Origin of the sequence: Tenacibaculum sp. M341 (assembly GCF_004337695.1) — a bacterium.
GTDB lineage: Bacteria > Bacteroidota > Bacteroidia > Flavobacteriales > Flavobacteriaceae > Polaribacter.
The window spans coordinates 247,053-266,355 of sequence record NZ_SJXJ01000004.1 but is presented as its reverse complement, the minus strand read 5'-3'; the positions used below and the strand labels follow the sequence as shown (position 1 = coordinate 266,355).

Annotated in this window: 14 protein-coding genes; 3 read left to right on the top strand and 11 right to left on the bottom strand. The window is 30.8% G+C overall.

Translation table 11 applies throughout. The features are described from left to right. The first annotated feature begins 4 nt into the window (after positions 1-4). Positions 5-1,729 (top strand): hypothetical protein, encoded by a 1,725-nt coding sequence (locus tag EYW44_RS06325; protein ID WP_243643612.1) that lies wholly within the window; start codon positions 5-7, stop codon positions 1,727-1,729. An 82-nt stretch (positions 1,730-1,811) separates the two neighbouring features. On the opposite strand, the gene sufD is transcribed toward EYW44_RS06325, so the two are convergent. The 10 genes from sufD to EYW44_RS06275 form a co-directional block, all read right to left on the bottom strand. Next, positions 1,812-3,125 carry a Fe-S cluster assembly protein SufD gene (gene sufD, locus EYW44_RS06320; RefSeq protein WP_132722827.1) on the bottom strand — a complete coding sequence of 438 codons (1,314 nt, stop codon included), beginning with the start codon at positions 3,123-3,125 and terminating at the stop codon, positions 1,812-1,814. 90 nt (positions 3,126-3,215) lie between these two features. After that, complete coding sequence (gene sufC, locus EYW44_RS06315; protein ID WP_132722826.1) at positions 3,216-3,968, bottom strand: Fe-S cluster assembly ATPase SufC; 753 nt, start codon at positions 3,966-3,968, stop codon at positions 3,216-3,218. 31 nt (positions 3,969-3,999) lie between these two features. Then, positions 4,000-5,445 (bottom strand): T9SS type A sorting domain-containing protein, encoded by a 1,446-nt coding sequence (locus EYW44_RS06310; RefSeq protein WP_132722825.1) that lies wholly within the window; start codon positions 5,443-5,445, stop codon positions 4,000-4,002. A gap of 17 nt (positions 5,446-5,462) precedes the next feature. Further along, positions 5,463-6,902, bottom strand: coding sequence for a T9SS type A sorting domain-containing protein (locus tag EYW44_RS06305; RefSeq protein WP_165872175.1), 1,440 nt, complete (start codon positions 6,900-6,902; stop codon positions 5,463-5,465). Between the two features lie 25 nt (positions 6,903-6,927). Continuing rightward, on the bottom strand, positions 6,928-8,376 hold the full coding sequence (gene sufB, locus EYW44_RS06300; protein ID WP_132722823.1) for a Fe-S cluster assembly protein SufB: 1,449 nt from the start codon (positions 8,374-8,376) through the stop codon (positions 6,928-6,930). 35 nt (positions 8,377-8,411) lie between these two features. Further along, complete coding sequence (locus EYW44_RS06295; protein WP_132722822.1) at positions 8,412-8,741, bottom strand: HesB/IscA family protein; 330 nt, start codon at positions 8,739-8,741, stop codon at positions 8,412-8,414. Positions 8,742-8,871: 130 nt separating this feature from the next. Further along, a complete protein-coding gene (locus EYW44_RS06290; protein ID WP_132722821.1) occupies positions 8,872-9,936 on the bottom strand; it encodes a cytochrome-c peroxidase in 1,065 nt (354 codons plus the stop codon). Further along, positions 9,936-10,706: an MbnP family protein gene (locus tag EYW44_RS06285; RefSeq protein ID WP_132722820.1), complete on the bottom strand. Its 771-nt coding sequence runs from the start codon at positions 10,704-10,706 to the stop codon at positions 9,936-9,938. The genes EYW44_RS06290 and EYW44_RS06285 overlap by 1 nt, the downstream gene beginning before the upstream one ends. A 3-nt stretch (positions 10,707-10,709) precedes the next feature. Continuing rightward, on the bottom strand, positions 10,710-12,017 hold the full coding sequence (locus tag EYW44_RS06280; protein WP_243643611.1) for a hypothetical protein: 1,308 nt from the start codon (positions 12,015-12,017) through the stop codon (positions 10,710-10,712). Between the two features lie 2 nt (positions 12,018-12,019). Continuing rightward, positions 12,020-13,333, bottom strand: coding sequence for a choice-of-anchor B family protein (locus EYW44_RS06275; protein ID WP_132722818.1), 1,314 nt, complete (start codon positions 13,331-13,333; stop codon positions 12,020-12,022). Positions 13,334-13,440: 107 nt separating this feature from the next. On the opposite strand from EYW44_RS06275, the gene thiL reads away from it, so the two are divergent. After that, positions 13,441-14,481 carry a thiamine-phosphate kinase gene (gene thiL / locus EYW44_RS06270; protein ID WP_132722817.1) on the top strand — a complete coding sequence of 347 codons (1,041 nt, stop codon included), beginning with the start codon at positions 13,441-13,443 and terminating at the stop codon, positions 14,479-14,481. An 80-nt stretch (positions 14,482-14,561) separates the two neighbouring features. Beyond that, positions 14,562-15,032 (top strand): peptidoglycan-binding protein LysM, encoded by a 471-nt coding sequence (gene lysM, locus EYW44_RS06265; protein ID WP_132722816.1) that lies wholly within the window; start codon positions 14,562-14,564, stop codon positions 15,030-15,032. A gap of 77 nt (positions 15,033-15,109) precedes the next feature. Here the strand turns inward: lysM and EYW44_RS06260 are convergent, their stop codons facing one another. Further along, on the bottom strand, positions 15,110-19,294 hold the full coding sequence (locus EYW44_RS06260; RefSeq protein ID WP_132722815.1) for a BspA family leucine-rich repeat surface protein: 4,185 nt from the start codon (positions 19,292-19,294) through the stop codon (positions 15,110-15,112). Between the last annotated feature and the right edge of the window lie 9 nt (positions 19,295-19,303).

Below are 19,303 nucleotides of genomic sequence, written 5' to 3'. Positions count from 1 at the left end.
AAAAATGAAAAGAATATTACTATTTATTACAGCGCTTACATGTTATATCGCATTTGGACAGGCGCCTCAAGGGTTTAGTTATCAAGCTGTCGCTTTTGACAATAATGGTGAACCAGTTAGAAACACATCTATTACAGTAAAAATAAGTATCATTAACAATACAGCTACAGGTACTACATTATTCTCTGAAACACATTCTCCTACAACAAATGATCAAGGATTATTTAACCTAGCTATAGGTAAAGGAAGTAGTATTTTAGGAAACTTTGAACAAATAGATTGGGGAGATAAAATTAAGTTTATAAAATTAGAAATAGATATACAAGGCGGAACTAATTTTGTTGATGTAGGTACTAGTCAATTAATGAGTGTACCATACGCTTTATATGCAGAAAATAGTAAAAACTCTTTTTGGGAAGAAAAAAAAGTGGATACTATTTCTCTAAAAAATTATAACAAAACATTAAGTACTGGTAACATCGAAATAAAACAAGGAAGCCTACATATTGCGGAACAAGGTGAAGGTGTAATACTTACATCACCAAACGGTACTAAATTTAAATTAACTATTTCTGATAATGGTGTTTTATCTGTTATTAATAACGAGACAGGTGAACCTGTAGGAGATGATGTTGTGAATGATTCTTCTAATCAAAATGAAGATGTAATAGAACTAAATGGTGTTTATACTTCAGATTTAGAGTTAGATGTAACTAAAAAATATGTAATCACAGGTCCTACAATAATTGATAATTGTGCTACTTTAACCATTCCTGCTGGTACTACAATTAAAGCTAATAAAGGAGACCATATATTTATCGCAGTGAAACAATGCTCAAAAATTAAAGCAGAAGGTACTGCTTCAGAGCCTATAATTTTCACATCTAATTCAAATAATCCTGAAGCTGGTGATTGGGGAGGTATAGTTCTTTTAGGGAGAGCTCCAATTAATTCTGTAGATGGTACTAGTTTAACAACTTTAACTTCGAATATTTACGATTTTCAATATGGAGGTGATTTAGAAGCAGATGATTCTGGAATTTTAAGTTATGTTCGTATAGAGTATACTGGAGGTAGAGCAAGTAACCTACTTGAAAGTAATGCTATTACGCTGTACGGAGTAGGAAATGGTACAACTATTCATCATTTACAAATATATGAAACAAAGGATGATGCTTTTGAATTTCGTGGTGGAACAGTTAATGCTAGCTTTATTTCTACAATAAATATAGATGACGATGCTATAGATTGGACTGAAGGTTATACTGGTAATCTTAGTGATATTCACATTAGTCATAATATTGATGGAGACAAAGCTTTTGAATGTGATGGCTATAATACAGATACAGGAAATAATTCAAATCCTTTATATTATTCATCTCCTACTATATCTAATATTACTATTGAAAGTACAGAAACTACAAGTGGTAATTTTGTGAGAGAAGCTATAAGGTTGAGAGCAGGTACTCAGGCTCTTTTTGATAATATGGTTATTATTGGTCATTATGATGAAGGTTTTGACATTGATGGAGATACGGTAAACAACCCTACTGGACAAGGTGTTCTTGACAATCTATTACAAGCTACTAATATTAAGTTTATTGATGTAGTATTGAAAGTAAAAAACGATACTAGTATAAACTTTTCTACATCAGAATTTTTAACCGAAAACAACAATGCTACTGGTACAGACTTTATTACCTGGGGAGCTGGCTGGACAAGAAACTAAAAACAAAAAACGGCATAATAAAAAACTCCATTTAGAAAAATCTAAATGGAGCTTTTTATTTTTACTCTTTCCAGAGTATTAACTATAAATCGAAACCAATATTAACTCCTAATTTACTAGCAATAATATTAGTAATACGTTTTTTAACTTCTGGTATTTTAACACTTTCTAAAACAGTGTTAGCAAAGGCATACATTAAAAGAGCCTTAGCTTCTTTTTTAGCAATACCTCTTTGTTGCATATAAAATAAAGCTTGTTCATCTAATTGTCCAATAGTACAACCATGAGAACACTTTACATCGTCAGCAAAAATCTCTAATTGTGGCTTTGCATTTATCGTTGCCTTATCACTTACTAAAATGTTATTATTTTGCTGATAAGCGTTCGTTTTTTGCGCTTCTTTCTCTACTACTACCTTTCCATTGAATACACCTGTAGAACGCTCTCCATAAATCCCTTTATAATCTTGGTGGCTCTCACAATTAGGTTCAATATGATGCACCAATGTATGGTGATCTACATGTTGTTTACCTTCTGTAATAGTAATTCCCTTTAAAATAGAATCTATACGTTCTCCTTTTTGGAAAAAGTTTAAATTATTTCTAGTAATATTTCCTCCAAATGAAAAAGTATGTACAGAACAAAGACTTTCTTTTTGCTGCTCTATGTAAGTATTATCAACTAAAGAAGCATTTACATTATCATTCTGAATTTTATAATAATCTACAGAAGCATGAGTATCAACAAAAATTTCAGTTACAGAATTTGTAAAAGCAGCATTGTCAGTTAAACTTTGATGACGTTCTATAATTTGTACATGAGAGTTACGCTCTGCAACAATCAAGTTACGAGGCTGTAACATTGTAGCGTTTTCAGCACCTGTTGTAAAGTTTATAATCTGAATAGGCTTTTCTACCTCTACATTTTTAGGAATATAAATATAAGCTCCTTCGTTAGCGAAAGCAGTGTTTAAAGATGTTAAGTTATCTTGCTTTGCTATGCGGTTGAAATAATTTTCAATTACTAATTTATATTTTGGTTTGTCTAATGCAGATGATAATAAGCAAATATCCATATTATCATGAGTGGTATCAGACAAAAAAGAGCTGTACTTTCCGTCAATAAATACAATTTTATAAGTATCTATATCATGAATAAAATATTTCTTTACATCAGCAAGCTCAACTGCTGTTTCAGCTTTAGGAAAAATACTATAATCTTCTTTTAATACTGAATTTAAAGAAGTGTATTTCCAAGCTTCTAATTTTTTAGTAGGAAAACCTAACTTTTCAAAATTTTGAAGCGCATTTGAACGTATTTCGTGTACCTCTGAATCAACATTTAATCCATTTTCAAAGGCTACATACGATGATATTAATTTATCTTTTAATTCCATTCTTCTTTGTTAGTTGAAAGTCGAAAGTTGAAAGTTCAAAAGAAAACACTTCTTAATAACTTCTCTCCTTAGACTTTACGCTTTAGACTTTTAACTATTTACCTCTTCCTTAATCCAGTCGTATCCTTTTTCTTCAAGCTCTAAAGCTAAAGAAGCATCTCCTGTTTTTACAATTTTACCATCAAATAAAACATGTACATAATCAGGAACGATATAATCTAATAAACGTTGATAGTGAGTAATTACAACTACTGCGTTGTCTTTAGATTTTAACTTGTTTACACCATTAGCAACAATACGTAAAGCATCAATATCTAAACCAGAATCTGTTTCATCAAGTATTGCTAATTTAGGCTCTAACATTGCCATTTGAAATATCTCGTTACGTTTCTTTTCACCTCCAGAAAAACCTTCGTTTAAAGAACGAGATAAGAATTTTCTATCTATTTCTAATAATTCAGATTTTTCACGAATCTTTTGTAACATTTCTTTTGCTGGCATATCTTCTAAACCTTGTGCTTTACGAGATTCGTTGATAGCTGTTTTAATAAAGTTAGTTACCGTTACACCAGGTATTTCTACTGGATATTGAAACGATAAAAACACTCCTGCGTGTGCTCTCTCTTCTGGAGCTAACTCACTAATATCTTCACCATTTAATTCAATAGAACCAGAGGTTACTTCATACTCTTCTTTACCTGCAATAACAGAAGCCATTGTACTTTTTCCAGCTCCATTAGGTCCCATAATTGCGTGTACTTCTCCTGCTTTAACTTCTAAATTCAATCCTTTTAAGATTGACTTTTCTTCTACTTCTGCGTGTAAGTTTTCTATTTTTAACATTGTAACTATGCTTGTGCTATTAATTCTATGTCTATTTTTTAATTATTTTATTACTCACAACATTTCCATTATCTAAATAACTATTTAAAATGTAAACATTGCTAGGTAATTCATCTGTTCTAATGGTATTAGATTCAGAAGACTTTATCAATTTCCCGTTTAAAGCGAAAATATCTAATCTATTAATTTTAGATAAAGTTGCTTTTACTTCAACAATATCTTTTACTGGATTTTCAAAAGCAATATTTTGTGATTTTGTATCTTCTACTGAAGCTGTTGCAAATGTAAGAGCATACTTTGAGGAATAATGCTCAACATTATCACTAGCATACTGATTCTTTCCTGTTATAAAAAAGTAATCATCCTTTACATGTAAATTAATTGCAAACTGAGTAAAACTAGTTGTTTCAATTAACGCTCCATTATTAGCAAAATTTGTGTTTACTGAAGCATCATCAGGGTTAAATGAAAGAATTTGAGTATCTAAAGTATCAAACTTAATACCTAAAACATATAATTTTTCTTTAAAAAACTTTAAATTAGTTAAGTAATAATTATCTACAGTATTTATTCCTGATGTCCCAAAATTATTATCTAACTTCCCACTTGAATCGTACTTATATATTTCAGAATAAGTGCTCGATCCAATTACCCCAATAGTCATAAATAAGTTATTCTCAGCTTCATTAAAAGTAAAATATCTACCAGATGTGTCACCACTTCCTGTAAATAAAACACCATTTGTCCCAAAATCTGTATCTAAAGTTCCATCAGTATTGTGCTTTGATATAGTTAAAGTAGAAAAACTTGAATCAGATCCTACAACAATAAATTCATTAGACTCTGTTACATAGAATTCATTAATAAAATTATCTATACTAATAATACCTCCAGAACCAAAAGAAGTATCAAAATCACCATTTAGATCAAGTCTTTTTATACCATATTGGTCACTTGAAGATGATCCTGAATAATTGACTCCAACATATATATAATCACCTCTAAAAAAATATCTAAGATTGATATATTTCGGATCTATCTCCTTTTTTCCATTATTACCAAAACTTGTATCATTAACACCATTAGGAGTAATTTTTACTATAAAATTTTTATCCAAGTTAAAGTCTTGACCTGTAAGAAAAATATTTCCATTACTATCAATAAATGTATCTAAGCCATTGTCATCATCAATATCAGAAGTATAAATACCATTAACACCAAAACTCGTATCAATTACTCCTTGACTTGTATATTTGATTAAGACCGATTCGTGACTACTCGTAGTTTCGTTGTATTTTAATACTGACATTAATAAACTACCATCAGCTAACAAAATAGACCTAGTAGGGTCATTAGTTGTTTTAGAAGAAATAACTGTAACGCCATTATCTCCATAATTAGTATCAATATCTATCGATTGACTAAAAACATTTAGACTTAAATTAAGTAATAAACAATAAAATATATATTTTTTCATTTTTTGTAATTGAACTGCTATTTTTTAATTATTTTATTACTTACAACGTTTCCATTATCTAAATAACTATTTAAAATGTAAACATTGCTAGGTAATTCATCTGTTCTAATGGTATTAGATTCAGAAGACTTTATCAATTTTCCGTTTAAAGCGAAAATATCTAATCTATTAATTTTAGATAAAGTTGCTTTTACTTCAACAATATCTTTTACTGGATTTTCAAAAGCAATATTTTGTGTTTTTGTATCTTCTATTGAAGCTGTAGCAAATGTTAAATTATATTTTGCTGAAAAATGTTTAACATCTGCATCAGAATATCTATGACTTCCTGTAAGATAAAAAGTATCATCTTTCTGTATCAAATTCGTAGCTAATCGTCTAAAAGTTCCAGAGTCCTCAGTATACACTCCATTTGTAGCGAAAGCGGTATTCACAGCTCCATCAAAATCGTATGAATAAATATTAGTACTAAATTCAGGAATTTTAATACTACTTAAATATAAACTATTGTTATAATTAATAATAGATGAAATATAATCACTAACAAAAACTATTGATCCATTATCTCCAAAAGTTGTATCAATATTACCATCTAAATCATACTTAAATAATTTAGAAGAGGGAGCCCCATCAAGATCTTCAAAGAAAAGTAGCACGTAAATATTATTATTAATCTGCTTTATCAATTCATTATCAATTGTAGTATTTGAGTTTAAAATTTCTCCATTATTAGCAAAAGAAGTAGTAATAGAACCATCACTATTGTATCTTATAATTTTACGAGTATCATCAGCCATTCTACCCGAAATAAAGAAATCATTATTACTAACACTACTTACATAACGTATAATATCAATTGTTGATGTTGCTTCTCCATTTGTTCCGAAACTAGTATCTAAGTTACCATCTAAATCAAACTTTTTAATTTTACTTATGAAATCAGTATTTAGATTAACGGAAGATGCTACAATTATACCGTCATTAACTAAAGTAACATCATTTGGTGAAAAATTTTCAGAATCATTACTAACTGCTAACTCTCCATTAACACCAAAAGATACATCTAAAGCTCCTTGTGATGTTAATTTAAAAAGTTTCTGATTAATTACGTTAGCATACAAGTAGATACTTTCTGATGCGTCAGTAAAAACTTCTACTCCATTATCATCCTCATGATCTATAATATAAACTCCATTATCTGCAAAACTAGCATCAATACTTCCATCAAGCAAATACTTAATTAAAACAGATTCTTGCTTATTAGACGTTGTATTGAATCTTGATGAAGACACTAATAAACTGCCATCATTTAATAATTTAGAAAATGTAGCATGATCAGTTGATCTTGAATCAAACGTAGTATAACCATCTGTTCCATAATTAGTATCTAAGCTTATGTCTTGAGCATTTAACAATGCTTGAACAAAGCAAAAACCTAAAATAAAAATCCTTTTCATATATATAAATCTATTTAATAACATTTTATCCTACACTACCTTCTAAAGAGATTTCTAATAGTTTTTGCGCTTCTACAGCAAACTCCATTGGTAATTTATTTAATACCTCTTTACTGAATCCGTTTACAATAAGTGCAATTGCTTTTTCAGTATCAATACCTCTTTGGTTACAATAGAACAATTGATCTTCTCCAATTTTACTTGTTGTTGCTTCGTGCTCTATTTGTGCTGTTTTATTTTTAGCTTCTATATATGGAAAAGTATGTGCACCACACTCATTCCCCATTAGTAAACTATCACATTGAGAGAAATTACGTGCATTTTCTGCTCTTGATCCTATTTGTACTAAACCTCTATAGCTATTTTGTGATTTACCTGCTGAAATACCTTTTGAAATGATTGTTGATTTAGTGTTTTTACCTAAATGAATCATTTTAGTACCAGTATCTGCTTGTTGGAAATTATTAGTTACAGCTATTGAATAAAATTCTCCTACTGAATTATTTCCTTTTAATACACAACTTGGATATTTCCATGTTACAGCTGAACCTGTTTCAACCTGAGTCCAAGAAATTTTTGCATTTGTTTCACATAAACCACGTTTAGTTACAAAATTAAAAACTCCTCCTTTTCCTTCAGCATCTCCAGGGAACCAGTTTTGTACTGTTGAATATTTTATCTCTGCATCGTCTAATGCAATTAACTCAACTACAGCGGCGTGTAATTGATTTTCATCTCTTTGCGGAGCAGTACAACCTTCTAAGTAAGAAACATAACTACCTTCGTCAGCAATTACTAAAGTTCTTTCAAACTGTCCTGTACCTCCTTCATTAATTCTGAAATAAGTAGATAATTCCATAGGACAACGAACTCCTTTTGGAATGTAACAGAAAGATCCATCAGAAAATACTGCTGAATTTAAAGCTGCATAAAAATTATCTGTAGTTGGTACTACTGAACCAATGTATTTTTTAACTAATTCTGGATGCTCTTTAATCGCCTCAGAAATAGGCATAAAAATAATTCCTTTTTCAGCTAATGTCTCTTTAAAAGTAGTTGCAACAGATACAGAATCCATTACAATATCTACAGCTACATTAGCTAAACGTTTTTGTTCTTCTAAAGAAATTCCTAATTTTTCAAAAGTAGCCAGCATTTCTGGATCAACTTCATCTAAACTGTTTAATTTAGGTTTCTTTTTTGGAGCAGAATAATAAGAAATATCTTGAAAACTTGGCTTTTTGTATTTTACATTAGCCCACTCTGGCTCTTCCATTTGTTTCCAAACTTTAAAAGCCTCTAATCTCCATTCTGTCATCCATTCTGGCTCTTCCTTCTTTTTAGAAATAGCGCGAACAATGTCTTCGTTTATTCCATTAGGAAATTTTTCGCTTTCAATGTCAGTATAAAAACCATATTCATATTCTTTGGTTTTTAATTCTTCTCTTAAATCGTCTTCTGTGTACTTACTCATTTTTTTCAGTAATCAATTATCAGTTATCAGTTTTTCTATAAAGAAAAACTTTCTCCACAACCACAAGTTCTATTTGCATTAGGATTGTTAAAAACAAATCCTTTTCCGTTTAATCCTCCAGAGTATTCTAAAGTTGTACCTACTAGGTATAAAAAGCTTTTTTTATCAACTACAATTCTCACGTCATTCTCTTCAAAAACCTTATCATTTTCTTGAGTATCCTTATCAAAACTTAAATCATATGATAACCCTGAACAACCTCCGCTTTTTACTCCAACTCTAACATAGTCTGTTGTAGCATCAAAACCATCATCTGTCATTAATTCTACGACTTTCTTTTTTGCTGTATCTGAAACTTTTATCATAATTAAAATAGATTAAAACCCAAAATGGGGAACAAAGATAGTCACAAAATATGATTTTTGTCATTTTTTAAAATGAATATCCTTTATAGCTATATAAAATTTAACTATAAATAAAGAAAAAGTTGAAAATTTATTCCTGAAATGAAGGATTATTAATGAAGTCATTATCGGTTAGAGATAATAAAAAGGCTTTCAAATCTGCTTTATCGGTATCAGATAACTGAACTCCACCTCTATCTACTTGTTTCATTAAAGGATCTATTGTTGAAGAAAATTTTAATCCTTCTGAATAATGATTTATTACTTCGTCTAAAGTAGCAAAACGTCCATCGTGCATGTAAGGAGCTGTAAATGCTAAATTTCTTAACGAAGGAGATCTGAACTTTCCATTATCATTAGGATCACCTGTTACAGCACCCAATCCTAGATCTGAAAAAGTAGCATCTAAGCCATTATTATGAAACTTATTATCTGTCCAAAGTGGATTTTTATCACTTCCGTGGCAATGAAAACAATCACCTCTGGCTTCATCCATAAACACATTAAAACCATTTTGTTCTTCTGGAGTTAAAGAAACTTCTCCTCTTAAAAAACGATCGAACTTAGAATTACTCGAAATTAAAGTTCTTTCAAATTGAGCAATTGCTTTCGTAACTAAATCTGAAGTAATCTCTACATTTCCAAAAGCTTGACGAAATAGTTTTGGATATTCAGCATCTTGCTGTAATTTATTTACAACTTCTTGCCAGTCACTATTCATTTCTAAATGATTTGTTACTGGTTCTAAAGCTTGTTTTTCTAAACCAAACTCTTTTCCGTCCCAAGCAAATCGCTCATCAAAATTCCAAGCTAAATTGAAAAGAGGCATAGAATTTCTTACTCCAACAGTACCATTTACTCCTTCACTAAATTGTGAATTATCAGTAAAAGCCTTAGCTGGATTATGACAAGATGCACAAGAAACTGTATTATCTTTTGAAAGAAGTTTATCGAAAAAAAGTTTTTTACCTAAAGAAACACCTTCTTGAGTAAGTGGATTGTCTGTTGGTACAACAGGAGCTATTAATTGATTTTTAAATAACTCTGGCACTTGTAAATTAAGTGACACAGGTGTATACACTTCTTGTTCTTCATTACCTGAAGAACAAGAAGTAATTATTATGAGAATAAAAATGTATAGTATTCTACATGTCATTATTTTAAACTAAATACTGTTTTACCATTCGCATTCATCGATATTTGAGCATCATAATCTGGCATTAATACTGTATTTAACATGTTTAAATCCCAAGTTTCAGGGTTTTTAAACCACTCTGCAATGTTCATATTAATATTGATTACCAAATCATTGCTAGATCCTACTTGAATATTACTTAAACTTACGGCAAAAGAAGTGTCCTTTGATTCTCTAACAGGATCTTCAGGAAACTTTACATCAACCGCTTTTATTGCGTGATAGTTAAATGCTGACGGAGTGGTATTTGTAGTACTTGTATATTTACCATCAAACTGCATATAATGGTAACCTCCACCTAACATATCTGGCACATTAAAACTAGCCGAATTTAAATCTGTATAATTATTCTGATTATCTATATCGTCAAAACCAAAATTAAACTTTAAAGTATAAGTTCCTTCTAATAAAAATTTACTTGCAGAAAAGCTTAAATTATTTTCTTCGCCTAAATCAACCAATAAATAATCACTCAGTTGAGTTTCATTACTATTTTGATCTATCAAACTAATTTTAGAAACAAGATACCTTAATCTTTCAATGCTAAGTTGCTCTCCATTTTCGTTTGTAAACTTTACATCATTAAAATCTGCTTTAGTAACCGAAGTATCATCCCAAGAATGGATAAAATTTAATGTAACTTTTTTGTTTTCTAACTTTAAATCGTCATTATTTGAACAACTTAAAAACAGCATAACTATCATTAAAAGTATAGACGCTTTTTTGATCATTTTTTATTTTATTTTGATGATTAATAAATCTGAAAAACCTTTGTTTTCTGGTATATCTAAATCGTTACTGGTACTTTCCCCAACTGCAACAATAGATTCATCTTGTAACTCTGTAATATCGTAAAGGAAGTCTAGCTTACTGCCCCCTATAAATTTCTGCCAAATTAAATTACCTTCAGAAGAAATTTTAAAAACCCAAGCATCATTTTCTCCATTATTCGAAAATCCGTCATTCGTACTTCTTGAGCTACCTCCTATTAATAAATCTCCATTGTTCGTTTTATGTATTGCTCTACCAACATCAAAACTAGCACCTCCAAAAGTTTTCTCCCAAATAAGTTTGCCTTCTGAAGAGATTTTTATCAACCATAATTCTCCACCTCCACTATTACTTGAAACGTCTGTATCACTACTTCTAGTACTACCAACTATAACAAAATTTCCATCATTTGTTTTTTCTATACCGTAAGATTCATCAATTTGAGTACCTCCAAATGATTTTTCCCAAATTAATTTTCCTTGGTTATCTATTTTTACAACCCAAAAGTCATAAGTTCCTTTATTATTAGAAATATCTACATCAATACTATCCGAAAAACCTGTAATAATGAATCCATCGGTTGTTTGAACTACGTCTTGAGGAGTTTCAGTAAAATTACCTCCATAAAAATTGCTCCATTCTTTATCTCCAGAAGAATTTAATTTTATTGCCCAATAATCTCCTCCTGCATGACGATTGTTGTTTGAACTAGATCTTCCCATTCCTCCAGAAGCAGTTATATCTAATTCTCCTACAAGTAGAAAGCCATTATCTGAAGTTGCTATTAAAGAACTACCATTATCTCTTCCAGAAAAGCCAAACGATTTTTCCCAAACTATGTTTCCTGAAGTATTCAATTTTGTGATCCAAAAGTCAGAATTACCATTATTTACAGTAACATCATTATCATCACTCTCGCTAAAACCAAAAACTGCAAATCCGTTGTCGGAAGTTTGAATTATTTGCAGCCCTCTATCATCTTTAGATCCTCCGTAAACTTTAGACCATTCTAATTCGTCATTTGCATTATATTTTAATACAAAATAATCAGAATCTGTAGTAGTTTTAAAGTTTAAATCACCATCATTACTATCTGCATATCCCAAAATAATATAACCATTATCTTGAGTACTTACTACAGAACTTCCCACTTCATTTCTGGAACCTCCTACCGTTTTAACAAAATCAATTTTAACTTCTTTTTGGGGTACTATTTTCTCTTCAGAACATCCAAAAAGTACGATAAGTATTAGAATAGTTATTCCTCTCAAAATTAAGTTCCTGATTTTCTAACTATAAATAAACCTCTTTCAATATCACTTATAATGATATTTCCACTAGCAAAATACGGATACACACTCCATGCTCCATTAAATGAAGCATTGTCATTGCTTGGATACGTATCAAAGAAACCAACTTCGTCCATAGAGTTTGTAGCTGCTGAAATATTTGAAATATCTAAAACACGTATTCCTGCCCTATAGTTAGCCATATAATATAAGTTTCCTTTTACATATCCATTATGATCTATTGCGCGCGTTTCTCCTGTATAAGTAGAAGATAAAACAGGATTATCTAAATCTCTCAAATCAAAAATTAAGGTACGAGTATTAAATCCGAAACTTTGTTCGTCAGTTTCATCTCCTAAAATAAAGTACTCTTGATTATCTGTAAACCAACCTTGATGTGTATATCCTATTTGAGGATAGCTAATTGAAGAAATTTTAGTCACATTTGCTTTATCTGTAACATCTAAAACCACTACTTCATTCTCATTACTACCAATATAAATTTCCTTACCTGCATGCTCTGCATCTGGACCATTATAAGTAACAACCTGAGCATCGTGAGAATATCCATCTCCACTGTAATTGCCTAATGAAGTTGGATTTAACGGATCAGAAATATCTATAAAAATAGGACCTCCTCCATTGGCACTTCTACATCCAACTAAGTATGCCATGCCTTTACTTTCGTTTATTACAATATTATGACAACTACCTACTCCAGTATAAACTGTGTCAGCAGTAAAGTTTACTGGTGAAGTTACATTTCTTAGCTTAGTTAAATCAAAAACCTGCATACCATGAGATCCAACATTATCCGCAACAATGTAAACATAGTTTCCATAAACTTTAGCATCTCTCCAAGAATTACTTCCTGCACTTGAATTTAATCTACCTAAAAATACCGGATTAATTGGATCTGTTACATCTACAAAAGCCGTTGTATTAGACATACAAATTATTGCATATTCTTTAGATGTTGTAGCATCTGTCCATCCCCAAATATCACTTCCTGAACTACTAGCAGAACCAGCTAATGTTGCATTATCGATTACAGCCATTAAATCATAATCGTTACAAGGATAAGATCCTGCAAAACCGTTCACACAAAGTGTTCTTGTACCTCCTGAATCTCCACTTCCATCATCTCCGTCTCCTCCTGTGTTATCGTCTCCGCCGTCATCTCCACCTGAATCACCTCCAGTATCTCCCATATCTGGCGGGTTATTTGGTGTTGGATCATCTGAAGAGCATGAGAATATGAAAATAGCAAATAACGATAGAAGAATTATTTTTTTCATGTTAAGAAAGGTTTAAGGGTTTGTAAATTAGTTACATTACGAAGTTATAAATATTTTTTATTCAATTAGTCAACTAATGAATAAATTTAACATTTTATCTTTGCAACATGTTAGAAGACAAAAATAAAAAGGCAACATCTTTAGCTGAATTAGGAGAATTTGGTTTGATAGATCATTTAACAAAATACTTTAAAGTAGGTCAGGAAACAACAAAAAAAGGAATTGGTGATGATTGTGCAGTGATTTCTGATGCGAATGAAACCTTAATTACGACTGATCTTTTAGTTGAAGGCGTACATTTTGATCTTAGCTATGTACCTCTAAAACATTTAGGATATAAAGCTGTGATGGTAAATTTATCAGATGTATATGCTATGAATGCAGAAGCTACACAAATAACTGTTTCTTTAGCTGTTTCTAATAGATTTCCTTTAGAGGCTTTAGAAGAATTATATACAGGAATTCAATTAGCTTGTGATACTTATAAAGTTGATTTAATTGGAGGTGATACTACTTCTTCTACCAAAGGAATACTTATTTCTATTACAGCATTGGGAAGTGCTAAAAAAGAAGATATTGTATATAGAGATGGTGCAAAACCTAATGATTTAATTGTTGTAACAGGTGATATTGGCGGTGCTTATCTTGGATTACAAGTTTTAGAAAGAGAAAAAGAAGTTTTTAAAGTAAACCCTCAAAGTCAACCAGACTTAGAAGCTTACTCATACCTAGTTGAACGTCAACTAAAACCTGAAGCTAGAAAAGATGTGGTAAAATTATTAAAAGACCTAGATATTAAACCAACATCTATGATTGATATTTCTGATGGTTTATCTTCAGAAATAATGCACATTTGTACACAAAGCAAAGTTGGTTGCAATATTTACGAAGACAAGCTTCCTTTAGATCCTCAAGTGATTTCAACCTGCGAGGAATTTGAAATAGATTCTACTATGGTAGCTTTAAGTGGTGGTGAAGATTATGAGTTACTTTTTACCATTTCTATGGATGATTTTGACAAATTAAAAGGAAATCCAAATTTTACTGTCATTGGTCATATTACTGAAGAAAACGTTGGTAAAAATTTAATAACTCGTGCTAATCAGCAAATTAAATTAAAAGCTCAAGGTTGGAACTCTTTTGAATAGATTAAAAAATAATTTTATGGTATAAAATTTGTATATTGCTTATACAATAGAACAAATATTAATAACAAAAAATTAAAAGAATGGGTTTATTTTCATTTATTAAAAATGCAGGTGCTAAAGTTTTCGGAATAGGTAAAACTACTGAAGAAGAAGCTGCAGAAAAAGCTGGAAAACTAGTTGATGCTGTAAATGCATTAGAATTATCAGTAGCTGATTTAAATGTTAGTGTTGATGATGACAAAGCAACTATTACAGGAGAAGCTGCTGATTTAGCGACTAAAGAAAAAGTTGTTTTAGTGGTTGGTAATACTGAAGGTATTGCTACTGTTGAAGATAACATGACTGTTGCTGAAGTAGAAGAAGTTGCTGTTGAAGAAATGGCACAATTCCATACTGTGATGAGTGGAGATACTTTAGGTAAAATAGCTAAAGAATTTTATGGCGATGCGATGAAGTATCCTGTAATTTTTGAAGCTAACAAACCAATGTTATCTCACCCTGATAAAATTTATCCTGGTCAAGTATTAAGAATTCCACCTTTAGTGGACTAATTGAAAATATATAACCAAAAGCAAAAAGCTGTCTAAAAATTTTAGACAGCTTTTTTTATTATCATTTAATTTATTGCTTAAGATTCATCTTCAACATTATCAGAAACATCACCTAAACTACAAGGACGCAAATTAGAAACAATCCCCTCATTACTTACATTAAAAACAACTGTTTTAACTACAGCAACCTCTCTACTTGCATCTGATTCTGAAACCTCATCAAGAACCACATAAGACTCATCATTTCCGTCAAAAGGAATTCTTAAACTCGCATCTTTATACAACTTAATTCCAGCATCATTATTCTCAAAAAAGAGTTTGATTTTACCTCGAATTACAGCCTTACAATCCCCCTTATAAACCTCTACAGAAGCACCTTCAACCGCTTGGCAATCATTAATTATAAACGATGAATGCGAATACCAATCTGTCCAAACTCCATTCAAACCTTTAATCATAACCTCCAATTGATACTCTCCTTCCTCTCTAATTAAAGGAGTTAGCGAATTATTAAAATCAAGTATATCAAACACATTCCAAGAGGTTTCACTTCTTGCTTCTGAATTAGAAACTAACCTGTATCTACCTTTTGCTCCTGTTATATCTTGATCTGCCTTAATATTAAAAGCTATTTGGCATCCTAATGGTTTATAAAAACTTACTAAAGCATTTTGGATTCCATTTTCTTCTCCGACTTTATAAGAAACGATTGCGGTACCTACAGAATCGTCTCTTAATTGCGTTTGGTAAAGTCCATTTCCTAAATTTTGAATAGTATTTACAACTCCTTTTGTTGAAGCAATACTTACCAACTCAGTAGATCTTGTAAAACTATTTCCTAATTCGTCTTTCAACTGAACAGTTATCAAAGAGGATTTACCCTTATTAATATTTACATTTTGCGGAAGTGCTGTAATGGTTGATTTAGTTAAATCTAATTGAACACAAGCTATATCTCTTCCTGAATCTGTAATCGTCCAATTGAATTTAGAAATAATATCTTCCCTTGCTTTCTCTCCATCACAGTAATTGCTATTTCCTCCGTCAAAAGGAACATTTTCTTGTAATTTTTGTTTACTCCACCCTATCAAAGAGGCATCATAGTTTTCTGTAGAAAGTTTTGCTGATTTAAACATTTCAGACATATCTATAACATTACTTACATTCCAATCTCCTATATCTTGATCGAAAGAACTAGCAGACATAAACATTCTATGCATATTAGTAACATTTCCAACATTCCAATTACTAATATCTTGATTAAAAGATTTAGCATTAAAAAACATTGCATTCATATCAATTACATTACTAACATCCCAAGTACTTATATCCGAATTGAATACTTCAGTATTAGAAAACATTTGAGACATCCTCTCTACTTTTCCTAATTTATCTTTCCATTTATACAAATCACTACTAAATTCAGAAGCACTAGCAAACATACAATCCATATCTGTTACTTCACTAACGTTCCAATCATTTAAGTTTGCATTAAATTTTTTAGCCCCTTGAAACATACATCTCATATTAGTAACTTTAGAGACATTCCATTTGCTCAAATCTCGATTAAATGAAATTGCTCCAGAAAACATAAAATTCATGTTTTCAACTTTACTTACATTCCAGTTACTTATATCTGAATTAAATGCTTTTGCTCCGTTAAACATTGAAGACATATGAGTAACGTTATTAACATTCCAACCTCCAATGTTTCCATCAAACAAAATAGCATTTCCAAACATATTACCCATAAGTTCAACTTGACTTACTTTCTCATTCCATTTACTTAAATCCTTATTGAATTTAACAGCAAAATAAAACATAAGTGACATATCTATAACTCCACTTACATTCCAGTTACTTATGTCTTGATTAAACATTGACGCGTGCCAAAACATTCCTGACATATATTTACTACTCTTTACATCCCAATTACTTATATCTCCATTAAAAATAGATGCATATGCAAACATTAACGACATATTAGTAACATTACTCACATCCCAATCATTTAAATCAGCATTAAATGAAGTAGCTTGATTGAACATTCCATACGTAGTAGTAACTAAAGATAAATCTGGAGCATCTGAAGCATTTGATGTTAAATTAGAACAACCGTGAAATGCATTATTCATAGCTTTCCATTGAATAATTCCCCATTGCTCAATGGTTAATATTTTATCTTTATCTCCTTGATTATTAAAAAATATCTGAGGAAAACTGCCTTTTATTTTAACAGTATAGATTCCTGGTTTTGCATATATATGTGTAGCATTTCCTCTGAGTTCAGACTCAGTAAAACCATCTCCCCAATCTACTGTGTAATTATACTCACTTCCTCTTGTAGGAATGGTAATCGATTCATTGTCTGTTATAGTTTGCCAAGTTGTTATAAAAGACTCTGTGTCTTCTACAAAACTTACATTGGCTTTATTTGTACTATCTTCCTCTTTAATAGAAAAAGAAACTTCTGCTTTTCCTGATGTAGTACTTGATAAGGTAGCTGTATACGTTCCGTTTAAATTATCTGTTACATTACTTAAATTTCCTAGAGTAGTTTTTATAGTTACTGTCTCTCCTCCTTCTGTAACCTTAACTCCATTTGTATCTAACAACTGGACAGTTATTGTTGAAACAGAGACACCATCAGCTATTACTTCTGTTGGTTGGGCTGTAATTGTTGATGTATACACATCAATGATTTGTTTACCACATAAAAGATCTTTACCATCATCTGTAATACCCCATTTATATTTACGAATTATTTCTGCTCTAGCTTCTTCTGCTTTACAATAATTACTTCTACCTCCATCAAATCCTACATTGGGCTCTAAGGTCAATTTACTCCAACCTATTAATAATGCATCATAATTTGTGGTGGATAGTTTTGAATTATTAAACATAGCCCCCATATCTTTAACATTTTCTACATTCCAATTACCAATATCTCTATCAAATAATAATGAATTTGAAAACATAAATCTCATATTCGTTACATTACTTACATTCCATTCACTGATATCGGCATTAAACTTCTTTGTAGACTGAAACATACCTTTCATAGTAGTAACATTCCATAGTTTATCCTTCCATTTGCTTAAATCTGCGTTAAACTCTTCTGCTCCAGAAAACATAACTGACATGTTCTTAACTTTACTTACATCCCATTCACTGATATCTGCATTAAACTTTTTGGTGGACTGAAACATTGTACCCATATCAACAACACGACTAACATTCCATCTACTTATATCAGCATTAAAAACCTCTGCTCTTGAAAACATAACTGACATATCGGTAACATTATTAACGTCCCATTCACTTATATCAGCATTAAACTTTTTGGTAGACTGAAACATACCTTTCATTGTGGTAACTTTTCCCAGTTTATCCTTCCATTTACTTAGATCAGCATTAAATTCTTCTGTTCCAGAAAACATAAACGACATATCAGTAACTTTATTCACTTGCCATTCGCTTATATCAACACTAAAGGAACTTGCTGATTGAAACATAGCAGACATGTTTTCAACATTAACCACATTCCAATCACTGATATCTATATTAAATTTCTCTGCTCCAGAAAACATAAACGACATGTCAATGACTCTACTAACATTCCAATTACTGATATTTTCATTAAACTCTTTTGCTCCATAAAACATAGATGACATATCAGTAACTTTAGCTACTTTATCTCCCCATTTGCTTAAATCTCTATTAAACGAAACAGCACCTCTAAACATGGTAGACATGTTTTCAACATTGACAACATTCCAATCACTGATATCAGCATTAAAACCTTCTGAAAACAAAAACATGTTTGACATGTTAGTAACATTTTCTACATTCCATTTACTCAAACCTGAGTTCAACTTCTTTGTAAATGCAAACATAAAACTCATATCAGACACCCTTGATAAATCTGGTACATCTAAAGTATTTAATATCAAATTAGAACATCCATAAAAAGCCCCTGTAAAAGTCTCCCATTGAATACTCCCCCATTGCTCTATAGATAACATTTTATCTTTATTTCCTTTATTATTAAAATATATTCTAGGAAATTGTCCTCCAATTTTTATTGTATGAATACCTGGTTCTTTATATGTAAATGTTGCTGATCCTGTTACCCTTTCATCTATATTACTATCATCCCATCTAATAGTGTAATTATACCCACCCCCTATAGTAGGTATCGTAATTGATTCGTTATCTGTTGTAGTTTGCCAAGTTGTTATAAAAAATTCTTTTTCTTCCATTTAAAATAT